16 protein-coding genes are annotated in these 16,486 nt (G+C 39.8%); 10 read left to right on the forward strand and 6 right to left on the reverse strand.

What is annotated here, in order from left to right; translation table 11 throughout:
* Positions 1 to 26 precede the first annotated feature (26 nt).
* The 5 genes from EPR_RS04155 (at position 27) to EPR_RS04175 (ending at position 6,679) form a co-directional block, all read left to right on the forward strand.
* Positions 27 to 332, forward strand: coding sequence for a hypothetical protein (locus EPR_RS04155; RefSeq protein ID WP_200764015.1), 306 nt, complete (start codon positions 27 to 29; stop codon positions 330 to 332).
* 73 nt (positions 333 to 405) lie between these two features.
* On the forward strand, positions 406 to 1,602 hold the full coding sequence (locus EPR_RS04160) for a TolC family protein (protein ID WP_200764016.1): 1,197 nt from the start codon (positions 406 to 408) through the stop codon (positions 1,600 to 1,602).
* Positions 1,595 to 2,809: an efflux RND transporter periplasmic adaptor subunit gene (locus EPR_RS04165; RefSeq protein WP_200764017.1), complete on the forward strand. Its 1,215-nt coding sequence runs from the start codon at positions 1,595 to 1,597 to the stop codon at positions 2,807 to 2,809. The genes EPR_RS04160 and EPR_RS04165 overlap by 8 nt, the downstream gene beginning before the upstream one ends.
* 9 nt (positions 2,810 to 2,818) lie before the next feature.
* Positions 2,819 to 5,869: an efflux RND transporter permease subunit gene (locus EPR_RS04170; protein WP_200764018.1), complete on the forward strand. Its 3,051-nt coding sequence runs from the start codon at positions 2,819 to 2,821 to the stop codon at positions 5,867 to 5,869.
* Positions 5,870 to 5,965: 96 nt separating this feature from the next.
* The gene (locus EPR_RS04175; protein ID WP_200764019.1) at positions 5,966 to 6,679 is read left to right on the forward strand and encodes a DUF481 domain-containing protein; all 714 of its coding nucleotides are present in this window, start codon (positions 5,966 to 5,968) and stop codon (positions 6,677 to 6,679) included.
* Here the strand turns inward: EPR_RS04175 and EPR_RS04180 are convergent.
* The 6 genes from EPR_RS04180 to EPR_RS04205 form a co-directional block, all read right to left on the reverse strand.
* Positions 6,651 to 7,529, reverse strand: coding sequence for an ABC transporter ATP-binding protein (locus EPR_RS04180; RefSeq protein ID WP_200764020.1), 879 nt, complete (start codon positions 7,527 to 7,529; stop codon positions 6,651 to 6,653). The genes EPR_RS04175 and EPR_RS04180 overlap by 29 nt on opposite strands.
* Complete coding sequence (modB, locus tag EPR_RS04185) at positions 7,526 to 8,212, reverse strand: molybdate ABC transporter permease subunit (protein WP_200764021.1); 687 nt, start codon at positions 8,210 to 8,212, stop codon at positions 7,526 to 7,528. The genes EPR_RS04180 and modB overlap by 4 nt, the downstream gene beginning before the upstream one ends.
* 8 nt (positions 8,213 to 8,220) lie before the next feature.
* The gene (locus EPR_RS04190) at positions 8,221 to 8,481 is read right to left on the reverse strand and encodes a TOBE domain-containing protein (RefSeq protein WP_200764022.1); all 261 of its coding nucleotides are present in this window, start codon (positions 8,479 to 8,481) and stop codon (positions 8,221 to 8,223) included.
* A 131-nt stretch (positions 8,482 to 8,612) separates the two neighbouring features.
* Positions 8,613 to 9,359: a molybdate ABC transporter substrate-binding protein gene (modA, locus tag EPR_RS04195; protein ID WP_200764023.1), complete on the reverse strand. Its 747-nt coding sequence runs from the start codon at positions 9,357 to 9,359 to the stop codon at positions 8,613 to 8,615.
* A gap of 9 nt (positions 9,360 to 9,368) precedes the next feature.
* Entirely contained in the window at positions 9,369 to 10,850 is a 1,482-nt protein-coding gene (locus EPR_RS04200; RefSeq protein WP_200764024.1) for an OprD family outer membrane porin, read from the reverse strand.
* A gap of 72 nt (positions 10,851 to 10,922) precedes the next feature.
* Complete coding sequence (locus EPR_RS04205; RefSeq protein ID WP_200764025.1) at positions 10,923 to 11,714, reverse strand: TOBE domain-containing protein; 792 nt, start codon at positions 11,712 to 11,714, stop codon at positions 10,923 to 10,925.
* 511 nt (positions 11,715 to 12,225) lie between these two features.
* On the opposite strand from EPR_RS04205, the gene EPR_RS04210 reads away from it, so the two are divergent.
* The 5 genes from EPR_RS04210 (at position 12,226) to EPR_RS04230 (ending at position 16,208) form a co-directional block, all read left to right on the forward strand.
* Positions 12,226 to 13,152, forward strand: coding sequence for a helix-turn-helix transcriptional regulator (locus EPR_RS04210; RefSeq protein WP_200764026.1), 927 nt, complete (start codon positions 12,226 to 12,228; stop codon positions 13,150 to 13,152).
* Between the two features lie 90 nt (positions 13,153 to 13,242).
* The gene (locus tag EPR_RS04215) at positions 13,243 to 13,587 is read left to right on the forward strand and encodes a hypothetical protein (protein WP_200764027.1); all 345 of its coding nucleotides are present in this window, start codon (positions 13,243 to 13,245) and stop codon (positions 13,585 to 13,587) included.
* A complete protein-coding gene (locus EPR_RS04220) occupies positions 13,577 to 14,593 on the forward strand; it encodes a patatin-like phospholipase family protein (RefSeq protein ID WP_200764028.1) in 1,017 nt (338 codons plus the stop codon). The genes EPR_RS04215 and EPR_RS04220 overlap by 11 nt, the downstream gene beginning before the upstream one ends.
* Positions 14,590 to 15,585: a cyclic GMP-AMP synthase DncV-like nucleotidyltransferase gene (locus EPR_RS04225; protein WP_200764029.1), complete on the forward strand. Its 996-nt coding sequence runs from the start codon at positions 14,590 to 14,592 to the stop codon at positions 15,583 to 15,585. The genes EPR_RS04220 and EPR_RS04225 overlap by 4 nt, the downstream gene beginning before the upstream one ends.
* A complete protein-coding gene (locus tag EPR_RS04230) occupies positions 15,570 to 16,208 on the forward strand; it encodes a hypothetical protein (RefSeq protein ID WP_200764030.1) in 639 nt (212 codons plus the stop codon). The genes EPR_RS04225 and EPR_RS04230 overlap by 16 nt, the downstream gene beginning before the upstream one ends.
* The last annotated feature ends 278 nt before the right edge of the window (positions 16,209 to 16,486 follow it).

A 16,486-nucleotide genomic window follows, 5' to 3' on the forward strand; every position in this document is an offset into this window, starting at 1 on the left:
TTGCAAAGTAATGGAAGGGAAAATAGATGCGAAAGAGAGCAGTAGCAGTTATACTTTTGTTTGCAATGTTTTTAAACATCTCTCACGCACTTGTTTTTACTGCTGCTGATCACTGTGAACACATAAGTGTAGAACAGTATATCGCCGAGATTGAACAGAGTGAAGGGTGTGGTGATGTGTGCGATTTTCACCACATGTTTCACTTCAATGCAATTCCTGCAACTTCTCATAATGTACTTCTGACTATAACTCATTGTAAAAAAGTTCCTTATAATCCTACCGAATATAAATCTCCTTATTTAAAACAGGTCTGCGAACCTCCAAAAGCATAACCTCTTATCACTTTCCTATTTTTATTTCTTCATCATAATCATAAAAAGTATTTTATTGCCTAAAGGGGTGTGCATGAAATTAATATTGTTATGTTTGTTGTCAATCGCTTTTTTATGGGGAGCGCAAAAACCCTTAGAAGAGGCGAAAGACTTTGAAACTTTAAAAAATATTGCTTTGAAAAGTTCGTTTCATATCAAAAGTTTGGAACTTTATAAATCGGTTGCCAAAAAGAAAAGCGAAATACTTCTGCGTTACAAAAATCCTACTTTTGAGATGGAGGCGAGCCGTTTTGAATCGGAGACTCTAAAAGCCGAGAACGGTTGGAGGGCTGCGATATCTCAGCCTGTCAGAATGTTTGGCCTGAAAGAGGATTTGAAAGCTTTGGCAAGATCAGAGAGATCATTAGCCGATGCAGGATACAAAAGAAGCAAAGCAAATTTTATTTTCTCTTTGGAAAAGGCATATACAGAGTATGTATATAAGCATCATATGGTCTCTTTGCTCAAACAAGAACTCGAAATTACCAAAAGGCTTGAACAGATAGCAAAACAGAGATTTGAGAATGGTACTGGAACAAAAGCGAAATTTCTACAGGCATCTCTTGAAGTTGCCAATGTGAAAAATACTATTATCTCCCGGGAAAATGAATTGTCATTGGCGTATTACAAACTTTTCTCACTTTCGGGTATTGAAGAAAAATTTACCCTTAAAACAGAGTTTATTTATAAATTTGATGATATACCGGAGTCGAAAACAGTGAACAGTCCCGATATAGAGATCCTGCGAAAAAAACGGGATCAATACATAAAAGAAGCAAAACTTCAAAGCCGTCTGATAAAGGAGATAGACCTGTTTGCCGAATACGAAAACGAACCGGATCAGTCAATAATGAGAGCCGGCGTTGCAATCGAACTGCCTCTGTTCAATAGAAATAAAGAGGAGGCTCAATTGGCGCGTATAAAGGCTTTACAGGCTTCATTTGAGGAAAATTATTTAGAGACAGGACAAAGTAAACGGATAGAGTCTCTATATGCCTCTTTGAGAAATCTGAAAAAAATGTATGAGATGCAAAAAGAGCTTTTGAAACAAGAAACTGAACTTTTAAAACTTTTTGAAGAGGGTTACCGTATCTCGAAAGGTTCGCTTCTGGATCTTTTGGATGCGAAAAACCGTCTTCTTGATACAAAACGAAAGCTTTTGACGCTTCAAAAGCAGGCCAACAGCCATATTATAGAATTAAACTATCTGCAAGGACGCTATTATGAATAAATTACTGATAATAATCTTTTCATTTTTAATGTTAAATGCTTCGGATATCGTTTTGGACAGAGCGACTATCAAAACATTCGGCAAGACACTGAATGTAAACGCGAAAGTGGTGCAGCTTTCAAACCAGCGCCAAAACATAGTCTCCAGGATTTCAGGCCATCTGGAGCAGTACTATGTAAAACCTGGTCAAAAAGTGAAAAAAGGCGAAAAAATAGCTCTGATAAAATCTTTGGAACTTTCAAGGTTAACCGCCCATTATGTTTATCTCTCAAAGCAGCTCGAAGCTTCTCAAAAAAACCTTGAGTCCGTTAAAAAACTGTTCAAAAAAGGTCTGGCATCCAAGAAGGAACTTACAGACGAGATAATAAAAATAGCTGAAATATCTGCAAATCTGGGTACCGTAAAGTCTCAGCTCTCTTCTTTAGATATAGATCCAAAAAGCGTAAAAAAGGCGACGGACAAGTTTTTTATACACGCTCATGCCGATGGTGTTATAAGTCGCCTTCTAGTTCCTGTTCACTCAAATCTCGAAGCCAGAACTTCTATAGCCGAACTTGTAAACGAGAGCGGATATTATGCAATAGCCTATGTTGCAGTAAAAGATGCATACGATCTGGATAATGATGTAAAAGGGTGGTTAGAGATCGGTTCAAGACGATTTAAATGCAGTTTCGAACAGCTTTTGCCGAAAGTTGACGAAGAGACACAAAGAGCACAGGTGCTTTTCTGGATAGAGAGTGATAAAGAGAAACTTTTGCTTAATGCTTTCGGAGAGATGAGTATAGCAGTTAAACCGTATAAAAAATATGTGGCTGTAAAAAGGTCGGCCCTTACAATGTTCAAAGGCGAGTGGGTTGTTTTTGTGCCTGCCGAAGAGGCTGAGTTTGTTGAGGAGTCTCACAAAGATGAAGAAGAGCATAACCACGAAGAGCATGGGAACGATCACCATGATGAAGAAGATCATGAAAAGCATACTGATCATGAAGATCATAGCAGCCATGAGATGAATGCCGATCATAAAGAGCATGATGAACATGGCCATGAAGAGGGTCCAGGATTTGTTCCTCTTGTTGTTGAGTTGTTGGCTGTTAACGGAGATGATGTTGCTGTTGCAGGTATCAAAGCCGGTCAGGAGTATGTTTCGGAGGGAGTATATTTTGTAAAATCGCTGCTGCTCAAGTCTGAGCTTGGCGGACACGGTCATTAAGGATTTAATATGGAAAAATTTTTTAAACTGTTGATCCGATACAGGCTTCTTGTAATCGCACTTTTTATAGCGATAGCAGGGTTTGGCTATAAAGCCTATAAAGATATACCTATCGATGCTTTTCCGGACATCACCCCGAAACAGGTGGTTATCTATACAGAAAGCCCTGGAAATTCAGCACAGGATATAGAAAAACTGATAACCTATCCTATAGAGTCGGCAATGGCAGGTTTGCCAGGAGTGAAGATGATACTTTCAAACTCTATGTTTGGACTCTCTTATGTTTCGGTGTTTTTTGAGGATGATTACGATATCTATTTTCTACGTCAACTTGTTGCTGAAAGGTTAAGAGGCGTTGATATACCAAAAGGTTGGGGTAGGCCTGTTATGGGTCCCAATACTACGGGACTTGGACAGGTATTTTGGTATGCACTTCAAGATAAAAACAAAAAATTGACACTGACGAAACTTAGAGAACTTCAAGATTATGTTGTTGCACCTCTTTTAAAGTCGGTTGACGGAGTAGAGGAGGTGATAGGCTGGGGAGGATTTGAGAAACAGTATGAAGTGATAATAGACCCCAAACGTCTTCAGGCTGTTGATGTGACATTTGACGATATAGTGTCTGCACTTCAAAGAAGCAATCAGGCAGTCGGCGGCCAATATCTGGAAATGAATCGAGAGCAGTATCTTATACGTGGATCCGGTCTTTATAAAAGTATAGAAGATATAAAAAACACCGTGATAAGAGCACAGGAAGCAAAAGCAGTAACAATAGGTGATGTGGCGGATGTATCTGTAGGGAAAGCCCCAAGATTTGGAGCTGTCAGCATAGATGGCGATGAGGTGATGTTCGGAATGGTTTTACAAAGAAGCGGTACAAACGCTGCAAAAGTTGTCGAACATATCAAGGAAAAACTGCCTATCGTCAACAGAGCGCTGCCCAAAGGTGTGGAGATTAAAACCATTTACGACAGGACCGAAATAACACACAAAGCTGTAAATACAATGACTTCGGCTCTCATGAGCGGCGCGGCTCTTGTTGCCGTTATACTCTTTTTGTTTCTGTTTGAACTCAGAAGTGCATTTATAGTCATCGTCTCTTTGCCTCTTTCACTTCTTGTCGCTTTTTTGCTTATGGAGAAGTACGGTATAAGCGCAAATCTAATGAGCCTTAGCGGCCTTGCTATAGCAATAGGTATGATAGTTGACGGTACTATCGTTATTGTGGAAAACTGTTTCAGGATTCTTCATGACAAACCTGAGCTCTCAAAAACACAGATTATAGCCGAAGCAACTGCAGGTGTTGCAAAACCAGTAATCTTTGCGCTGCTGATAATTTTGGCTGTTTTTATTCCTCTTTTGAGTCTCGAGGGCCTTGCCGGGAAACTATACTCACCGATGGCGATAGATATAGTTTTTGTCATGATAGGTTCTTTGGCCGTTGCACTGTTTCTTATTCCTGTTTTATCATATCTTATGTTAAAACCTGTAAAACATGCTTCAAGCCCTCTTATGAACGGTATCAAAAAACTATATCTGCCTGTTTTGGAGTTTGCGTTAAAGCATGCAAAAATAGTTGTTGTCTCGGTTACTGCTCTCTTTTTAGTGATGATGTGGCAGCTTATGCAGCAGGGACGAGAGTTTATGCCGGAACTCAATGAAGAGTCTATCATGTACCGTGTTATCGCAATACCCGGAACCGGACTGGGACAAAATGTAGATACGGCACAAAAAATAGAGAAGTATATATTAAAAAACTATAATGAGAGTGTTGACTCTGTTCTAAGTATGGTAGGGCGAAGCGAAAAAGGCGAAACCGCGCAGGCTAACTATATGGAAGTACTGTTGACGCTTAAACCGGATGTTAAAAACATCGAGGAGCTTGCGAAGAAGATGACTCATGATCTGGAAAAAAATTTTTATTATGTTCAATTTATCCCGACCCAGCCCATTGCTATGCGTATAGAAGAGCTGCTTGAAGGGGTAAAAGCTGAGCTTGCGGTAAAGATTTTCGGAGAAGATCAAAAGGTGATGAACTCTATAGCCGAACAGATTACGAAAACTCTCTCAGGTGTGGAAGGACTCGAAAGAGTAGAGGTGGAAACTCAGCTTGGACAGGCGCAGATAGATATAAAGCCGGATTTTCTTGCTCTGTCAAGGTACGGTCTTGACGTACAAGAGGTTATGGATGTTATAAGACACGGTATAGGAGAAGAGCCTGTTACCGAAAAGATAGAGGGGGTTAGAAGATTTGGGATAGTTCCCAAGATAAAAGATGCAAAAAAAAGCATAGAAAATATAAAAGCTCTGCAGCTTCGTTCACCAAACGGTAAAATGGTCAGACTCGATGAGGTGTGCGATATAAAGGTTGTTCAGGGACCTTCTTTCATAAAGCGCGAAGACCTGAGCAGATATATGGTTATCTCTATGGAGGTTGAAGGAAGAGATGTGGCTTCATTCGTCGAGGAGGCAAATGAAAAAATCAAAGCACAGGTAGAAATTCCTTCAGGTTACTATATCCGATGGGCAGGAGACTTTAAAAATATGCAGGAAGCCACGAAAAAACTGATGATTATTGTTCCTATTACGATTATGATTATTATTTTATTACTGTATACCGCATTCAATTCAGTTTCAAAATCGCTTTTGATTCTTCTTGGTGTTCCTTTGGGACTCATAGGAGGTATTGCCGGATTGGTTATAAGTGGAGAGTATTTGAGTGTGTCAGCTATAGTTGGTTTTATAGCGATATTTGCCATTGCGATACTCAACGGAATAGTTTTGGTCAGTTTTATTGATGAACTAAGAGCCAAGTTTCCGCATGTGGGATTGGAAGTACTCCTGAAAGATGCAACTCTTTTGCGTCTAAGGCCTGTTTTGATGACAGCATTTACCACACTTTTCGGTATTTTACCTCTGCTTTTTGCCACGGGGGTCGGAAGCGAGATACAGTATCCTCTTTCAGTGGTCGTTGTAGGCGGAATCATCAGCTCGACAATTTTGACGCTTGTTGTGCTACCCGCTCTTTATCTGCTTTTCTATAAAAAAGCACATTAAAGAAACATCTTGAAATTTTCCGGCCTGCGGGCCGGATTTTTTATCTTTTTTTAGGGAAAAAAAAGTTAGTATTCTCAAAACCTTCAAAGGGATTTTATGAAGAGAATATTGGTTTTTTCTATCATTCTTCCGCTTTTTTTGCTCTCAGCCGAGGTCGAGACAACAGAGCTAAAAACCCATACGGAACTTTCATATATTCAAACTAGCGGAAACACAGATACAAAATCTTTCGGATTGGATTTCAGTGCCGAAAAAAGCTGGAAACCTCATAAAGTTACACTTGATGTGGATGCGTATTATGCAGAAAATGACGGAGATGTCAGTAAAAATGTATGGAAAAGTGAAATAAACTACTACTATTTCTTCAACGATGACCTTGAATTTGATTATCTTTTGGGATACAAAAAAGATAGATTTTCAGGTTTTGACTATCAAATGTATACAGGTCCGGGTTTGAAATACAGAGCTTTAAATCTGCCAAAGCACACACTCTTTTTGTCCGGAAACGTGCTTTATTCGGTTGATAAAATAAAAGAAGCGGGTACTGATAGTTACGCTTCCTGGAGAGCGGGACTAGACTATGAGTATAGAATCGTTGAAAATCTGAAATTTAAAGAAGAGGCAAATATAAGAAGCCAGTTTTCGGACTTGAAAAACTATTTTGTATATTCCAAATCTTCTATAGAATCGAAAATAAACGACCATTTTTCCCTGGGCGTAAGTTACAAAATCGATTATAAAAACACGCCTCCCGAAGGAAAGAAAAAGAGCGACAGAACGTTTATGGTATCTTTGGTGATAGATTGGTAAGTTTGCTTATGGAAGGGGCAAAAGCTTTTGTACTTACCAGTACTGTTTCGCCTATCTCAAACTCCTTTGCCTCTTTTTCATCTAGAACCACTTCGACGATTTGCTGTCCGATTGCTATGACGGCAATGTAAATAACATCGGTCTTTATGATATCTAGCAGTTCGCCGTGAAGTGTGAATTTTTGGCTTCCTCTTGTTTTTAAAAGAATATTTTTCGGTATTCCGTCCTGAATGATTTTTCCATGATCCAACACTATGACACGATTTGCAAGACGATAAATTTCGCTTGGATCGTGAGTTACCATAATGGTAGTAGTTCCGAATTCTTTATGAAGTGTTATGATGTCATGTTGAAGCTTTCTACGCATTGCAGGATCGAGTGCTGAGAGCGGCTCGTCCATAAGCAGAAGTTTTGGCTTTTTCATAAGTGCACGGCAGAGTGACACCCGCTGTTTCTGTCCGCCGCTCAAAGTCTGAGGAAGTCTGTTTCTCAGCTCATACAGACCGGTTAGCTCCATCAAATGCTTTGCAAGCTCTTTGTCTTTATTGACAAACAAAAGGTTCTCTTCAACACTCATATTGGAAAAAAGTGCGTAGTCTTGAAATACAAACCCGATACCTCTCTTCTGCGGCGGAAGAAATGTTTTTGTATCCAGCCATACTTCATCTGTGACAACGATCCTGCCCGTAGCACTCTCAAGTCCTGCAAGTATCCGCAGCAGCGTCGTCTTACCGCTACCGCTTTGTCCTGCCAATGCAACAAAATCATGCTCTTTGATAGATAGTTGCACTTCTAATTCCATCTTGCCGATACTTCCCTGAAGGGTCTTATGAATATTTAGTTCGATCATTGGGTTACTTTCATATGCCTATTTTGACTCTGATTGAACATATAAACAATCAAAAGCACTAAAAAACTGATCGCAACCATAATAGCGCTGTAGATGTGTGCAGTTTTATAGTCCATAATCTCTACAAGCTCATATATGGCAACTGAAGCTACTTTGGTTTCGCCTGGAATTGAACCGCCGACCATAAGCACTACTCCAAATTCACCGACTGTATGGGCAAATGTGATAATAATAGCGGTCATTAAAGATGGTTTGATATTTGGCAGAGCCACGGATAGCAGGGTTTGAAGCTTGCTTTTGCCGGCAACATAGGCAGCTTCGAGCATATTTTTGTTTAAGGCTTCAAATCCGCTTTGCAGCGGCTGCACCATAAAAGGAAAGGAGTAAAAACAGCTTGCAATCACAAGACCGGTGAAGGAAAAGACCAGTTTGATACCGAAAGTCTCTTCAAAAAAAGCGCCTATCGGTGAGTTGTAGGATAGGGCATACAGGATATAAAAGCCAAGGACCGAAGGAGGCAATACGATAGGCATCGAAGTGACTGCTTCTATAACAGGTTTGAAGCGCCACTTTGTCTGGCTGAGCCACCAACTCAGAGGCAGAGCGATCACAAACAGTACCGCTGATGTTATACCTGCCAGCTTAAAAGAGAGAATAAACGGTTGAAAATCTATATCCGGCATCTTTTCTCCTATATTTCTTCAATTATGGAAAGTTCGCTTGCCTTTATAAGTGCAACGACAATATCACCTGTCTTAAGATTCATACGCAACGAGGATTCACGCGTGATGATGCTTTCTATCAGATGGCTTCCTATGCGCAGCTTTACGCTGCTGAGCAGCTCCCCGTTGTTGATCTGCTCAATGGTGCAGGTTAGTTGGTTTGAGATGCTGAGTTGGCCGTCAAGATTTTTGGCAAGTGCTATATTGGTGGCCTTGACTCCCAACTTCACCCGCGAGCCTATCGTGATTGGAGTATTGAGTTCGAGTGCTACCATGCGCATAGGTTGACCTTCAAAGTCAAAAGAGACAACTGTGAGGTTATCAAGACTTTTAATATCTGTTACTTGGGCTTTTAGGCAGTTCATTGTATTATGTATCCGTATTTTTTAAAGATAGATTTGGCTCTGTCACTTAAAACAAAATTGTAAAACGCTTTTACCTCTTTGTTGTTTGCCCCTTTTTTCAAAATCACAACTCCCTGCTTGATGGGCGTATATAGTTTGGGATCCACATCTGCCCAGTTTCCACCCTCTTTATACTTGCGCATCTTTGGGCTGTAAATGGATGATTTTGCAACAAAACCGATATCTGCTGCCGTGATAGTATAAGCAACGGTTTGGGATATTGATTCGGCATATATCAGTTTCTCTTTTACTTTGTCATATACATTGGCGTTCTTCATAGCTTCAACGGCTGCTTTTCCGTAAGGTGCGGTTTTTGGATTGGCAATCGCTATCCTTCTTATCCTGTTTTCGGTAAGCAGATTTATGCCATTGCTGAAATCCTGTTTTTTTGTACTCAAATAGGCCAATGCCCCCTCTGCATAGACAACGGGTTTTGTCACTGCGATTTTTTCTTTATAGAGCATTTCAGGATATTTCATATCGGCACTCATAAAAAGTTCAAAGGGCGCACCGTGTTTTATCTGAGCTGTCAGTTTACCGCTACTGCCCAGAGTTACCTGTACTTTCGTTTTTGGATGAGTTTTTGCAAATTCCGCCTTCAGCTCATCAATTGCATAGCTTACATTGGCGGCAACGGCGATATTGATTTTGCCTGCAATTAGAGAATTTGCAATAAAAAGAAGTGCTGCAAAAAACTTTTTCACGCCTTCCCCTTAAAATATATAGTTGATCTCAAATCTAGCATCCAGACTGTCGGCATCAGGCTTTTTGGTATCGTTGTATCCAAGTCTCAAGCGCCATTGCAGATTTACCATTCCAGGCAGATTTTGCACAAAACCTGCATAATAGTAGTTTTCGTCATAGTATCCTTTCTTCTCATCCGCATCAGTGTGAAGGAAAGAAAATTGCGTAAAAATTTTCTTGTAAATTCCTTTGGAATTTGCATTTCTGACCAGTTCAATTCGGTAGCTTTTGGTATTTGCCTGCCAGTTGTAGCGAGCCATGGAGCGGGTATAGCCTGATGTGGGGAATCCTCGCCATGGTGTGATGAGATCGGCTTCGTCAAATACATGAGTATAACCAATGTTTAGTTTATAGTTTTGATATCTGGTTACCAAGCGAGCCGCTATCATCTGCGAATCGAGCGAATCAGCCTCTTTGTAGCCGCCGGCAGCACCGGTTTTGCCTGCAAGTGAGCCGTTGTAGGCAGCACCGCCGATTTTCCCGGCTCCCTTATCAAACTGTTTTATGTAGCGCACCCCCGGAGTCAGCGAGTATGTTCCCATATCTATTTTGTAGTTCGCCTCGGCCATAACTTCCGATATCAGTTCAGGTACGGTGTAAAAGGAGGCGTTTAGTTTTAGATTTTCAAATGTTTTGTTATGTATATCACCTGTTATCAGAGGTGCCTGCGTATCGACTCCGGCGACTTTAAGCCTGCTGTAGGTCAGCCCTTTGTGCATAGCCGAATCATCGTTTTGGCTCCACTCAGGATGCTGTAAAGAGGTCAGATTGCTGTCGCCGTACATCAGCAGAGAGTGGGTTTTGGTGTGATCGCGCAGTTTCTGTTTTGTTAGATATGCCAGACGGACTGTACTATCCGGGATGGCTTTTGTATCGATAACAATCCCGTCAAAAGTGTTTGGTATCATTTTGGTATCATTTGATTTGGTATAGAAGGTTTCAACCAATTGGCGGCCTATTTTTAGCTCAGTTTTTGATATACCTGTGTAGCGGATATATGCTTCGCCGAGCAGTGCCATCGACTTTTTGCCGCTGTTTATATAATCAAAACGGCTAAATAGGTCTTTTCCTGCTTTGAGTCTTTCTGCCGGGTTTTTTTCAGCATCGAAATATGCCTTGGAATAGTATAGGCCGGTTGTAAAATCGATATCGGCAAATGATGCACTCTTAAAGATAAGAGAACCGCCAACACCTGTAATAAAATGAGAGTCCTGGTTTTCTGTTTCCTTTTCCCATTTATAATAAAATGTATTTGAACGCAAGCGTCCGTAAAACATTCCTTCAGTGAACATTTGAGCGATATTATCCGCAATGCCCGGAGTTTTGTAGTAAATAAGCTGACCGTTTGTTTTAAGTGCTCGTTTGGGCAGATCTTGGGCATATAAAGCATCACTTTGCAGTGCAAGAAGAGCGGCTGCGGCAATGCTGATATATTTAAGACTGCTTCTCATCCTTCTTCCTTTTAAAGTTTGTCGTTATTATAGTTATATAATTTGATATATAACGCTATTTATAAAAAAATATCAATAGATTCCAATGATAATGCTACTTGCTTTGCAAAAAGCGACTACATCCATTTTTTCTTTGAGTCCCAGTTCATCAAGCGCTGCATTGGTCAAACCGGCACATATTGTATTGCCCCCTCTGAGGGCTACAATCACTTCGGCATTGACGCTGCCTCTGCTTATACGTTCAACTCTGCCTGCAAAGCGATTTTCTACGCCGAGTTTTATATCGGGGTCCGTGCTGAGCATAACCGCATTGGCTTTGAAAAGTGCGGTAACTTGCGAATCGATAGAGATGTCAAGATCTCTGAGCGAGTCGTTGGTGATCGTAGCGGTTACCGTGTCGTTACCTTGCAGCTGCAAAACCACTTCACTGTTTACAGCGCCTTTGTGGATTTTGATGACTTTTCCGGATAGTTGATTGCGTGCGCTTACGCGCATAGCCATATTTTTAAGCAGGCGCAAATGTCCATCCTTTTCATTTATTCGAAGCGACAGATTGTGCAAAAAACGTCTATGCTCTTCCTGGAGTACTTTATACGTTTCGACAACCTCTTTGCCATAGGGAGTCAGCACCGTCCCGCCGCCGCCTTTGCCGCCTGTGACACGTTCAACCAAAGGCTTTTCGGATAGGTTGTTCATAGCATCCACCGCATCCCAGGCAGCCTTGTAGCTCATCCCCATGGCTTTTGCTGCTTTGCTGATAGAGCCAGTCCTCTCTATCTGCTCAAGCAGTTCTATACGCCCTTTACCCAGGAAACTATGTTCTGATCTGCCAAGCCAAAGGCGTCCGTCAAGACTGTTTTTCATACTGCTCCGATACAGTGTTCTTCTTTATCGTAATATACAGAAAAATATAACGAAATGTCAATAAAATGTATAAGTTTATAACATATAACACCCCTACTCTTTTTTTTAAGATTGCAGATGTATTTGAATTTATGCAAATATAAGTATAAGTCAAATATTGTAATTACTGTCGTAAAATTCACGATAATTGGTTATAATTGCTTATAATGTAGTAGAATTAAGGAATAGGATAGTTAAGTAATAAGGTAGAAGGTGGACTACTTTTATCCTGAAGAGTATTCACATCCCGGGGATACTCAATATAATTAGTGTTGAATGATTGGATGAAATATAACGAAGATGCCAGAGCCAAACTCCCTGCTATTATACACCTTCTTATCAGACTTGAATATGACTACCTTTCCCTTAAAAATGATACATGGGATGAACGGACAACTTAAGGTAGCAGATATAGAGGATATGGCAGAAGAACTGATGGCAGTAGAACCATCAGTGGGTATGGGAGCTAAGAGTGAATCAAGACATTATCAATGCTTTACCAAAAATCTTAAGAAGACTTTCAAATGGTGAGACTCTCAATATACCTGCATTGAGTGAAGAGTTAGGTATACCTCAAAAAACGATTCAGGATAACTTCAAAAAGTACTTGACTCCCATAGAAAATGCCGAAGTACATTTCGACAAAAGCGTTCAGGGATGGGTGGCGCGACAAGGCTTTTTATCTGAAACTCTTTTGAGTGAATATGAGATTATTACTATGCAGCTACTGGAGCATAGCTCCAAAAAATATGGCCGACAGTTTGCTCTTGCCACCCAAAGGCTTTTTAACCGCTTTAAACGCAGAGCATCACTTGTAATATTCAAAAAAACCAAGATGGAACAAATAGGCAGAGACGATGAAAGTAAACTTGCAATCATCAAAACAGCCATAGTACAAAAACGAGTGCTTCATTGTAAATATAATGGAAAAGACAGGGTAGTATATCCGCTTAAAATTGTGATGCTTGAAGGGTATTGGTATCTTTTTTTATGGGATACTGAAAACAATGAAGTGCGGAAATATCATCTTAAAAGCATTCAAGCTCTCGACCTTCAAAATGAAATATTCACAACTCCCGAGAATAGAGTGATAGATCATCTCGACAATGCAATCAACGCCTACTTCAAAGATGGAGAACTGATACCGGTTAAGCTTATAGTGCATAAGAAAATAAGCAAATACTTCAAAAGGCAACCCCTTTCTGGTTCGCAGTCTATCACACAGTATCCATACAATGAAAACTATGAATATCTCAATATATGGGTTACTGACGAGATGGAAATTATCCCTACCATCCAACAATATCTGCCTTACATTAAAGTTGAGTCTCCAGATTCCTTATGTCAACAAATCGAAAAAAATATCCAAAACTACTCCAATTTTGACTTCCAAGAATAGATAAAGCGAACCATTTCGCTTTTACTCACGCCATACTTCTAATGTGAGAATCTTTAAGGATTCTCCGAAATAAACCATTAGGAGTATAAAATGAACATAGACCTTAAACACATTATTATCGAACAATTCATAAGTATGTTTGAGAGTCATATCGGTCTGATAGCGATCACTTTTTCAGTAGCAGCGGTGGTATTCATATTCAGGTATGACATCGCTTTTTATTTCGATCTTTCAAAAAGAGAACAAAACAAGCTGACAGAAACCACACTGTTGCTTCTCATCTTCATAGTCATTACCAGTATTGGATACCTATATATCAAACAACACTATTTTCTGCTTTCAGTTGGACTGTCTGTCATCTTAACATATTTTCTGTATGCAGTGGGACTCCTTGATATGATAGTAGAAAAACTGGAGGGAAGATATGGCAGATAATAAAAAATTTAAAATCCTTTCTTTAGATGGCGGAGGAGTAAGAGGATACCTTTCAGTTCGTATTCTTGAGAATATTGAAAAGCACCTAAACGAAAAAGAAGGGAATAAAAAACCTCTCGGTGAAAGGTTTGATTTGATTGTAGGCACATCTACAGGCGCAATTATTGCAGGATTACTAGCAATATGTAAAAGTGCCAAAGAAATTAGAAAGTTTTATGAAAATGATATTCCGATTATTTTCGGTAAGCAGATGAGAAGGAAGAAAATTGCCGGTGCAAGTATCATGTTTCCCAAATACAAGCCCTCCGAACTTCAGAAGAAGGCAGAAAGCTATTTCGAGGGCTTGACATTTGAAGATGTAAAAATAGATTTGGTAGTCACGACTGTCGATATCAGTACGATGACACCAAGACTCTATAAGTCAGACTTTGCAGATAAGAACAAAGGAAGGGTGGATGAGAAACTCTCCAGCGCAATTATTGCGTCCGTTTCTGCTCCAGTGTATTTTCCGGTTGCAAGAAATTTGAAACACTCGGATTATCTTATAGACGGAGGGGTCGTTGCTAACAATCCTTCGATGATAGGCATCACAGATGCTTTGACCTTTGAAAGAAATAGCAAAAGAGGAACACCAAAGCCTACTAATCTTGGAGATATTTTGTTGTTGTCCATCGGTACGGGTGAGCAAACTGAAAAACCCTATGACCTTAAACCCCTTTTGAATACCGGAGGTCTTGACTGGTTATTTCAGATCCCTCTTGGAAAGTATGAAAAAAGTACACCTTTAATCGATATAATCATGGCTTCGCAGGCAAAGCTCATTGAATTTCAAGCGAAAACACTTCTTGAAGTCTCATCTGGTGCATATAGAAGAATCAACCCAAAACTCAGCTCAAAAATGAAGCTTGATGATGTTGAGTGTTTTGGTGAGTTGAAAAATATCTCGGACTTGGTAGCAGATGATATTAAATGGATAAATGAGAATATGATAGGAGAAAATCTATGATTTATGACTGTTCAACTGAAATGACAAAATACCATAATGAGAAAGTTCGCCTTTCTGAGAAAGAGCAAGGTAAGCTTAGAGATTATCGGGATGCAAATTTGGAACGGCTGAAAAATGGACTTACCAAGAATGGTGGTCCGGCATATGAGGATAGTATATCCCAAGGCTCTTATGCTATGCATACACTCAATCAGCATCCTGAAAATGACTATGATATCGATGTAGGAATCATTTTTGATCGTGAAGATATCAAAGGAAGTCAAGGAGGGGACAAGACTGCTTTGGCTGTACGTCAGATGGTTTGCAATGCAATGCAAGATGACCGTTTTAACAAGCAGCCGGAAGTTTTAAAAAACTGCGTCAGGGTTTACTATGAAGAAGGTCACCATGTAGATATGCCGGTTTATCGTCGTTATGAGGATGAAAATGGCAATATCGTCCAGGAACTTGCCAGTAGCAATTGGGAAGAGTCAGATCCGGAAGCTATTACGGAATGGTTCAAAGAAGCTGTTATTGAAAAAAGCCCCGATAAAGCCAATGGTCGCCAAATGAGAAGAATAACAAGACTCATCAAAAAATGGGCAAGAAGTCGGAGTTCTTGGAATATGCCAAGCGGTTTTATCATCAGTGTTCTGGTTGATGAAAAGTATGTTGCTAAAGCAGGACGTGATGATGAGTCACTATATGAAACTTTGAAGGCAATTAGAGATAGATTGAGTGAGGATATGGATGTATATAATCCTGTCAACTGTGACTTAATCAGTGATGGAAAAGAGTCTAAGCTTCAAAAGATATATGATGAACTTGATAAAGTACTAATGGAAACACTAAATGTTTTGGAGAATGCCGACTGTACACATGAGCAGGCAATGAAGGCTTGGAGCAAGTTCTTTAACGATGACTTCTTCGAAGATCAAATCAATAGAGCAAGTGAAAGTAAAAGTACCTACGAAGCTATTGATGTTACGGCTAGGCCATGGCGATCAAATTAACACAACAAGATATCGATTGGATTCTCGATCGATATCCAAACATGGAATACGATAAGAGTGTCAATGAGATATTTGGGGAGCTCTCATTTAAACGAAAGTATCAAGAAACAAAGGTTTTTGATGCTTATAATGTGAGAATATTTTTCAATGATATAGATTCACATACAAAACTTCCAAAAGTCATTTGTGAGTGTGATAAGGTTCAAAAAATTGCTCAAAAATATAAAATTGATACGACTGATCTTCATATCAATACGAATGGTTCATTCTGCTTGACAATACAAGGTGATGAACATATTTTTTTTACAAATGGTTTTACCATACAAGAGTTTTTTAAAAACGCAGTTGAAGGCTTTCTCTTTCAATTAAGCTATTTTGATCGGTATGGTTCATTTCCATGGGGAGAGTATGCCCATGGATATTTGGGTCATATTGAAAAGTTTGCAAGTGGCTTTATTTCGATTCAAGATCTTTTCGAAAGACTGACTAAAGAAGAATTAGCCAAAGTACTATTGACAAATCGTCAAAGTAAATGTTTATGTGGAAAGGGTAAAAAGCTAAGGAATTGCCATCCGTTGGTTTTTAAGGGGATAAATAGGATGAAAAAAGTGTTGTACTCCTAACCTTATCAGATAACATTTTGTATGCTGTAAAGAGGAGGTTAGAGATGGATGCAGTGACCAAGATAGTCAAACAGTGAGGATTTGACAGAGATTTTGGGCAGCGTATCGGAGGCGTGTCGCTATAGAGGGATGATATCGATATAGTTTTATGAGTCCAAACGACGCTTTTAGACCTACAGATTGGAAGGGCTCAAAGATCAATGTGAGCTAATAAAAGAGTGTGAGTACATCTTTATCAGCTCACACAAAAGCAGTTCTATTCCTACGATGTCATTGGC

Origin of the sequence: Nitrosophilus alvini, assembly GCF_015100395.1 — a bacterium.
Taxonomy (GTDB): domain Bacteria; phylum Campylobacterota; class Campylobacteria; order Campylobacterales; family Nitratiruptoraceae; genus Nitrosophilus; species Nitrosophilus alvini.

Excerpts from the sequence above, each read along its gene's own strand:
- EPR_RS04180 (WP_200764020.1), bottom strand. The coding sequence starts at position 7,529 with ATGATCGAACTAAATATTCATAAGACCCTTCAGGGAAGTATCGGCAAG.
- EPR_RS04200 (WP_200764024.1), bottom strand. The coding sequence starts at position 10,850 with ATGAGAAGCAGTCTTAAATATATCAGCATTGCCGCAGCCGCTCTTCTT.
- modB (WP_200764021.1), bottom strand. The coding sequence starts at position 8,212 with ATGCCGGATATAGATTTTCAACCGTTTATTCTCTCTTTTAAGCTGGCA.
- EPR_RS04170 (WP_200764018.1), top strand. The coding sequence starts at position 2,819 with ATGGAAAAATTTTTTAAACTGTTGATCCGATACAGGCTTCTTGTAATC.
- EPR_RS04165 (WP_200764017.1), top strand. The coding sequence starts at position 1,595 with ATGAATAAATTACTGATAATAATCTTTTCATTTTTAATGTTAAATGCT.
- EPR_RS04155 (WP_200764015.1), top strand. The coding sequence starts at position 27 with ATGCGAAAGAGAGCAGTAGCAGTTATACTTTTGTTTGCAATGTTTTTA.
- EPR_RS04175 (WP_200764019.1), top strand. The coding sequence starts at position 5,966 with ATGAAGAGAATATTGGTTTTTTCTATCATTCTTCCGCTTTTTTTGCTC.
- EPR_RS04160 (WP_200764016.1), top strand. The coding sequence starts at position 406 with ATGAAATTAATATTGTTATGTTTGTTGTCAATCGCTTTTTTATGGGGA.
- EPR_RS04230 (WP_200764030.1), top strand. The coding sequence starts at position 15,570 with ATGGCGATCAAATTAACACAACAAGATATCGATTGGATTCTCGATCGA.
- EPR_RS04220 (WP_200764028.1), top strand. The coding sequence starts at position 13,577 with ATGGCAGATAATAAAAAATTTAAAATCCTTTCTTTAGATGGCGGAGGA.
- EPR_RS04205 (WP_200764025.1), bottom strand. The coding sequence starts at position 11,714 with ATGAAAAACAGTCTTGACGGACGCCTTTGGCTTGGCAGATCAGAACAT.
- EPR_RS04215 (WP_200764027.1), top strand. The coding sequence starts at position 13,243 with ATGAACATAGACCTTAAACACATTATTATCGAACAATTCATAAGTATG.
- EPR_RS04225 (WP_200764029.1), top strand. The coding sequence starts at position 14,590 with ATGATTTATGACTGTTCAACTGAAATGACAAAATACCATAATGAGAAA.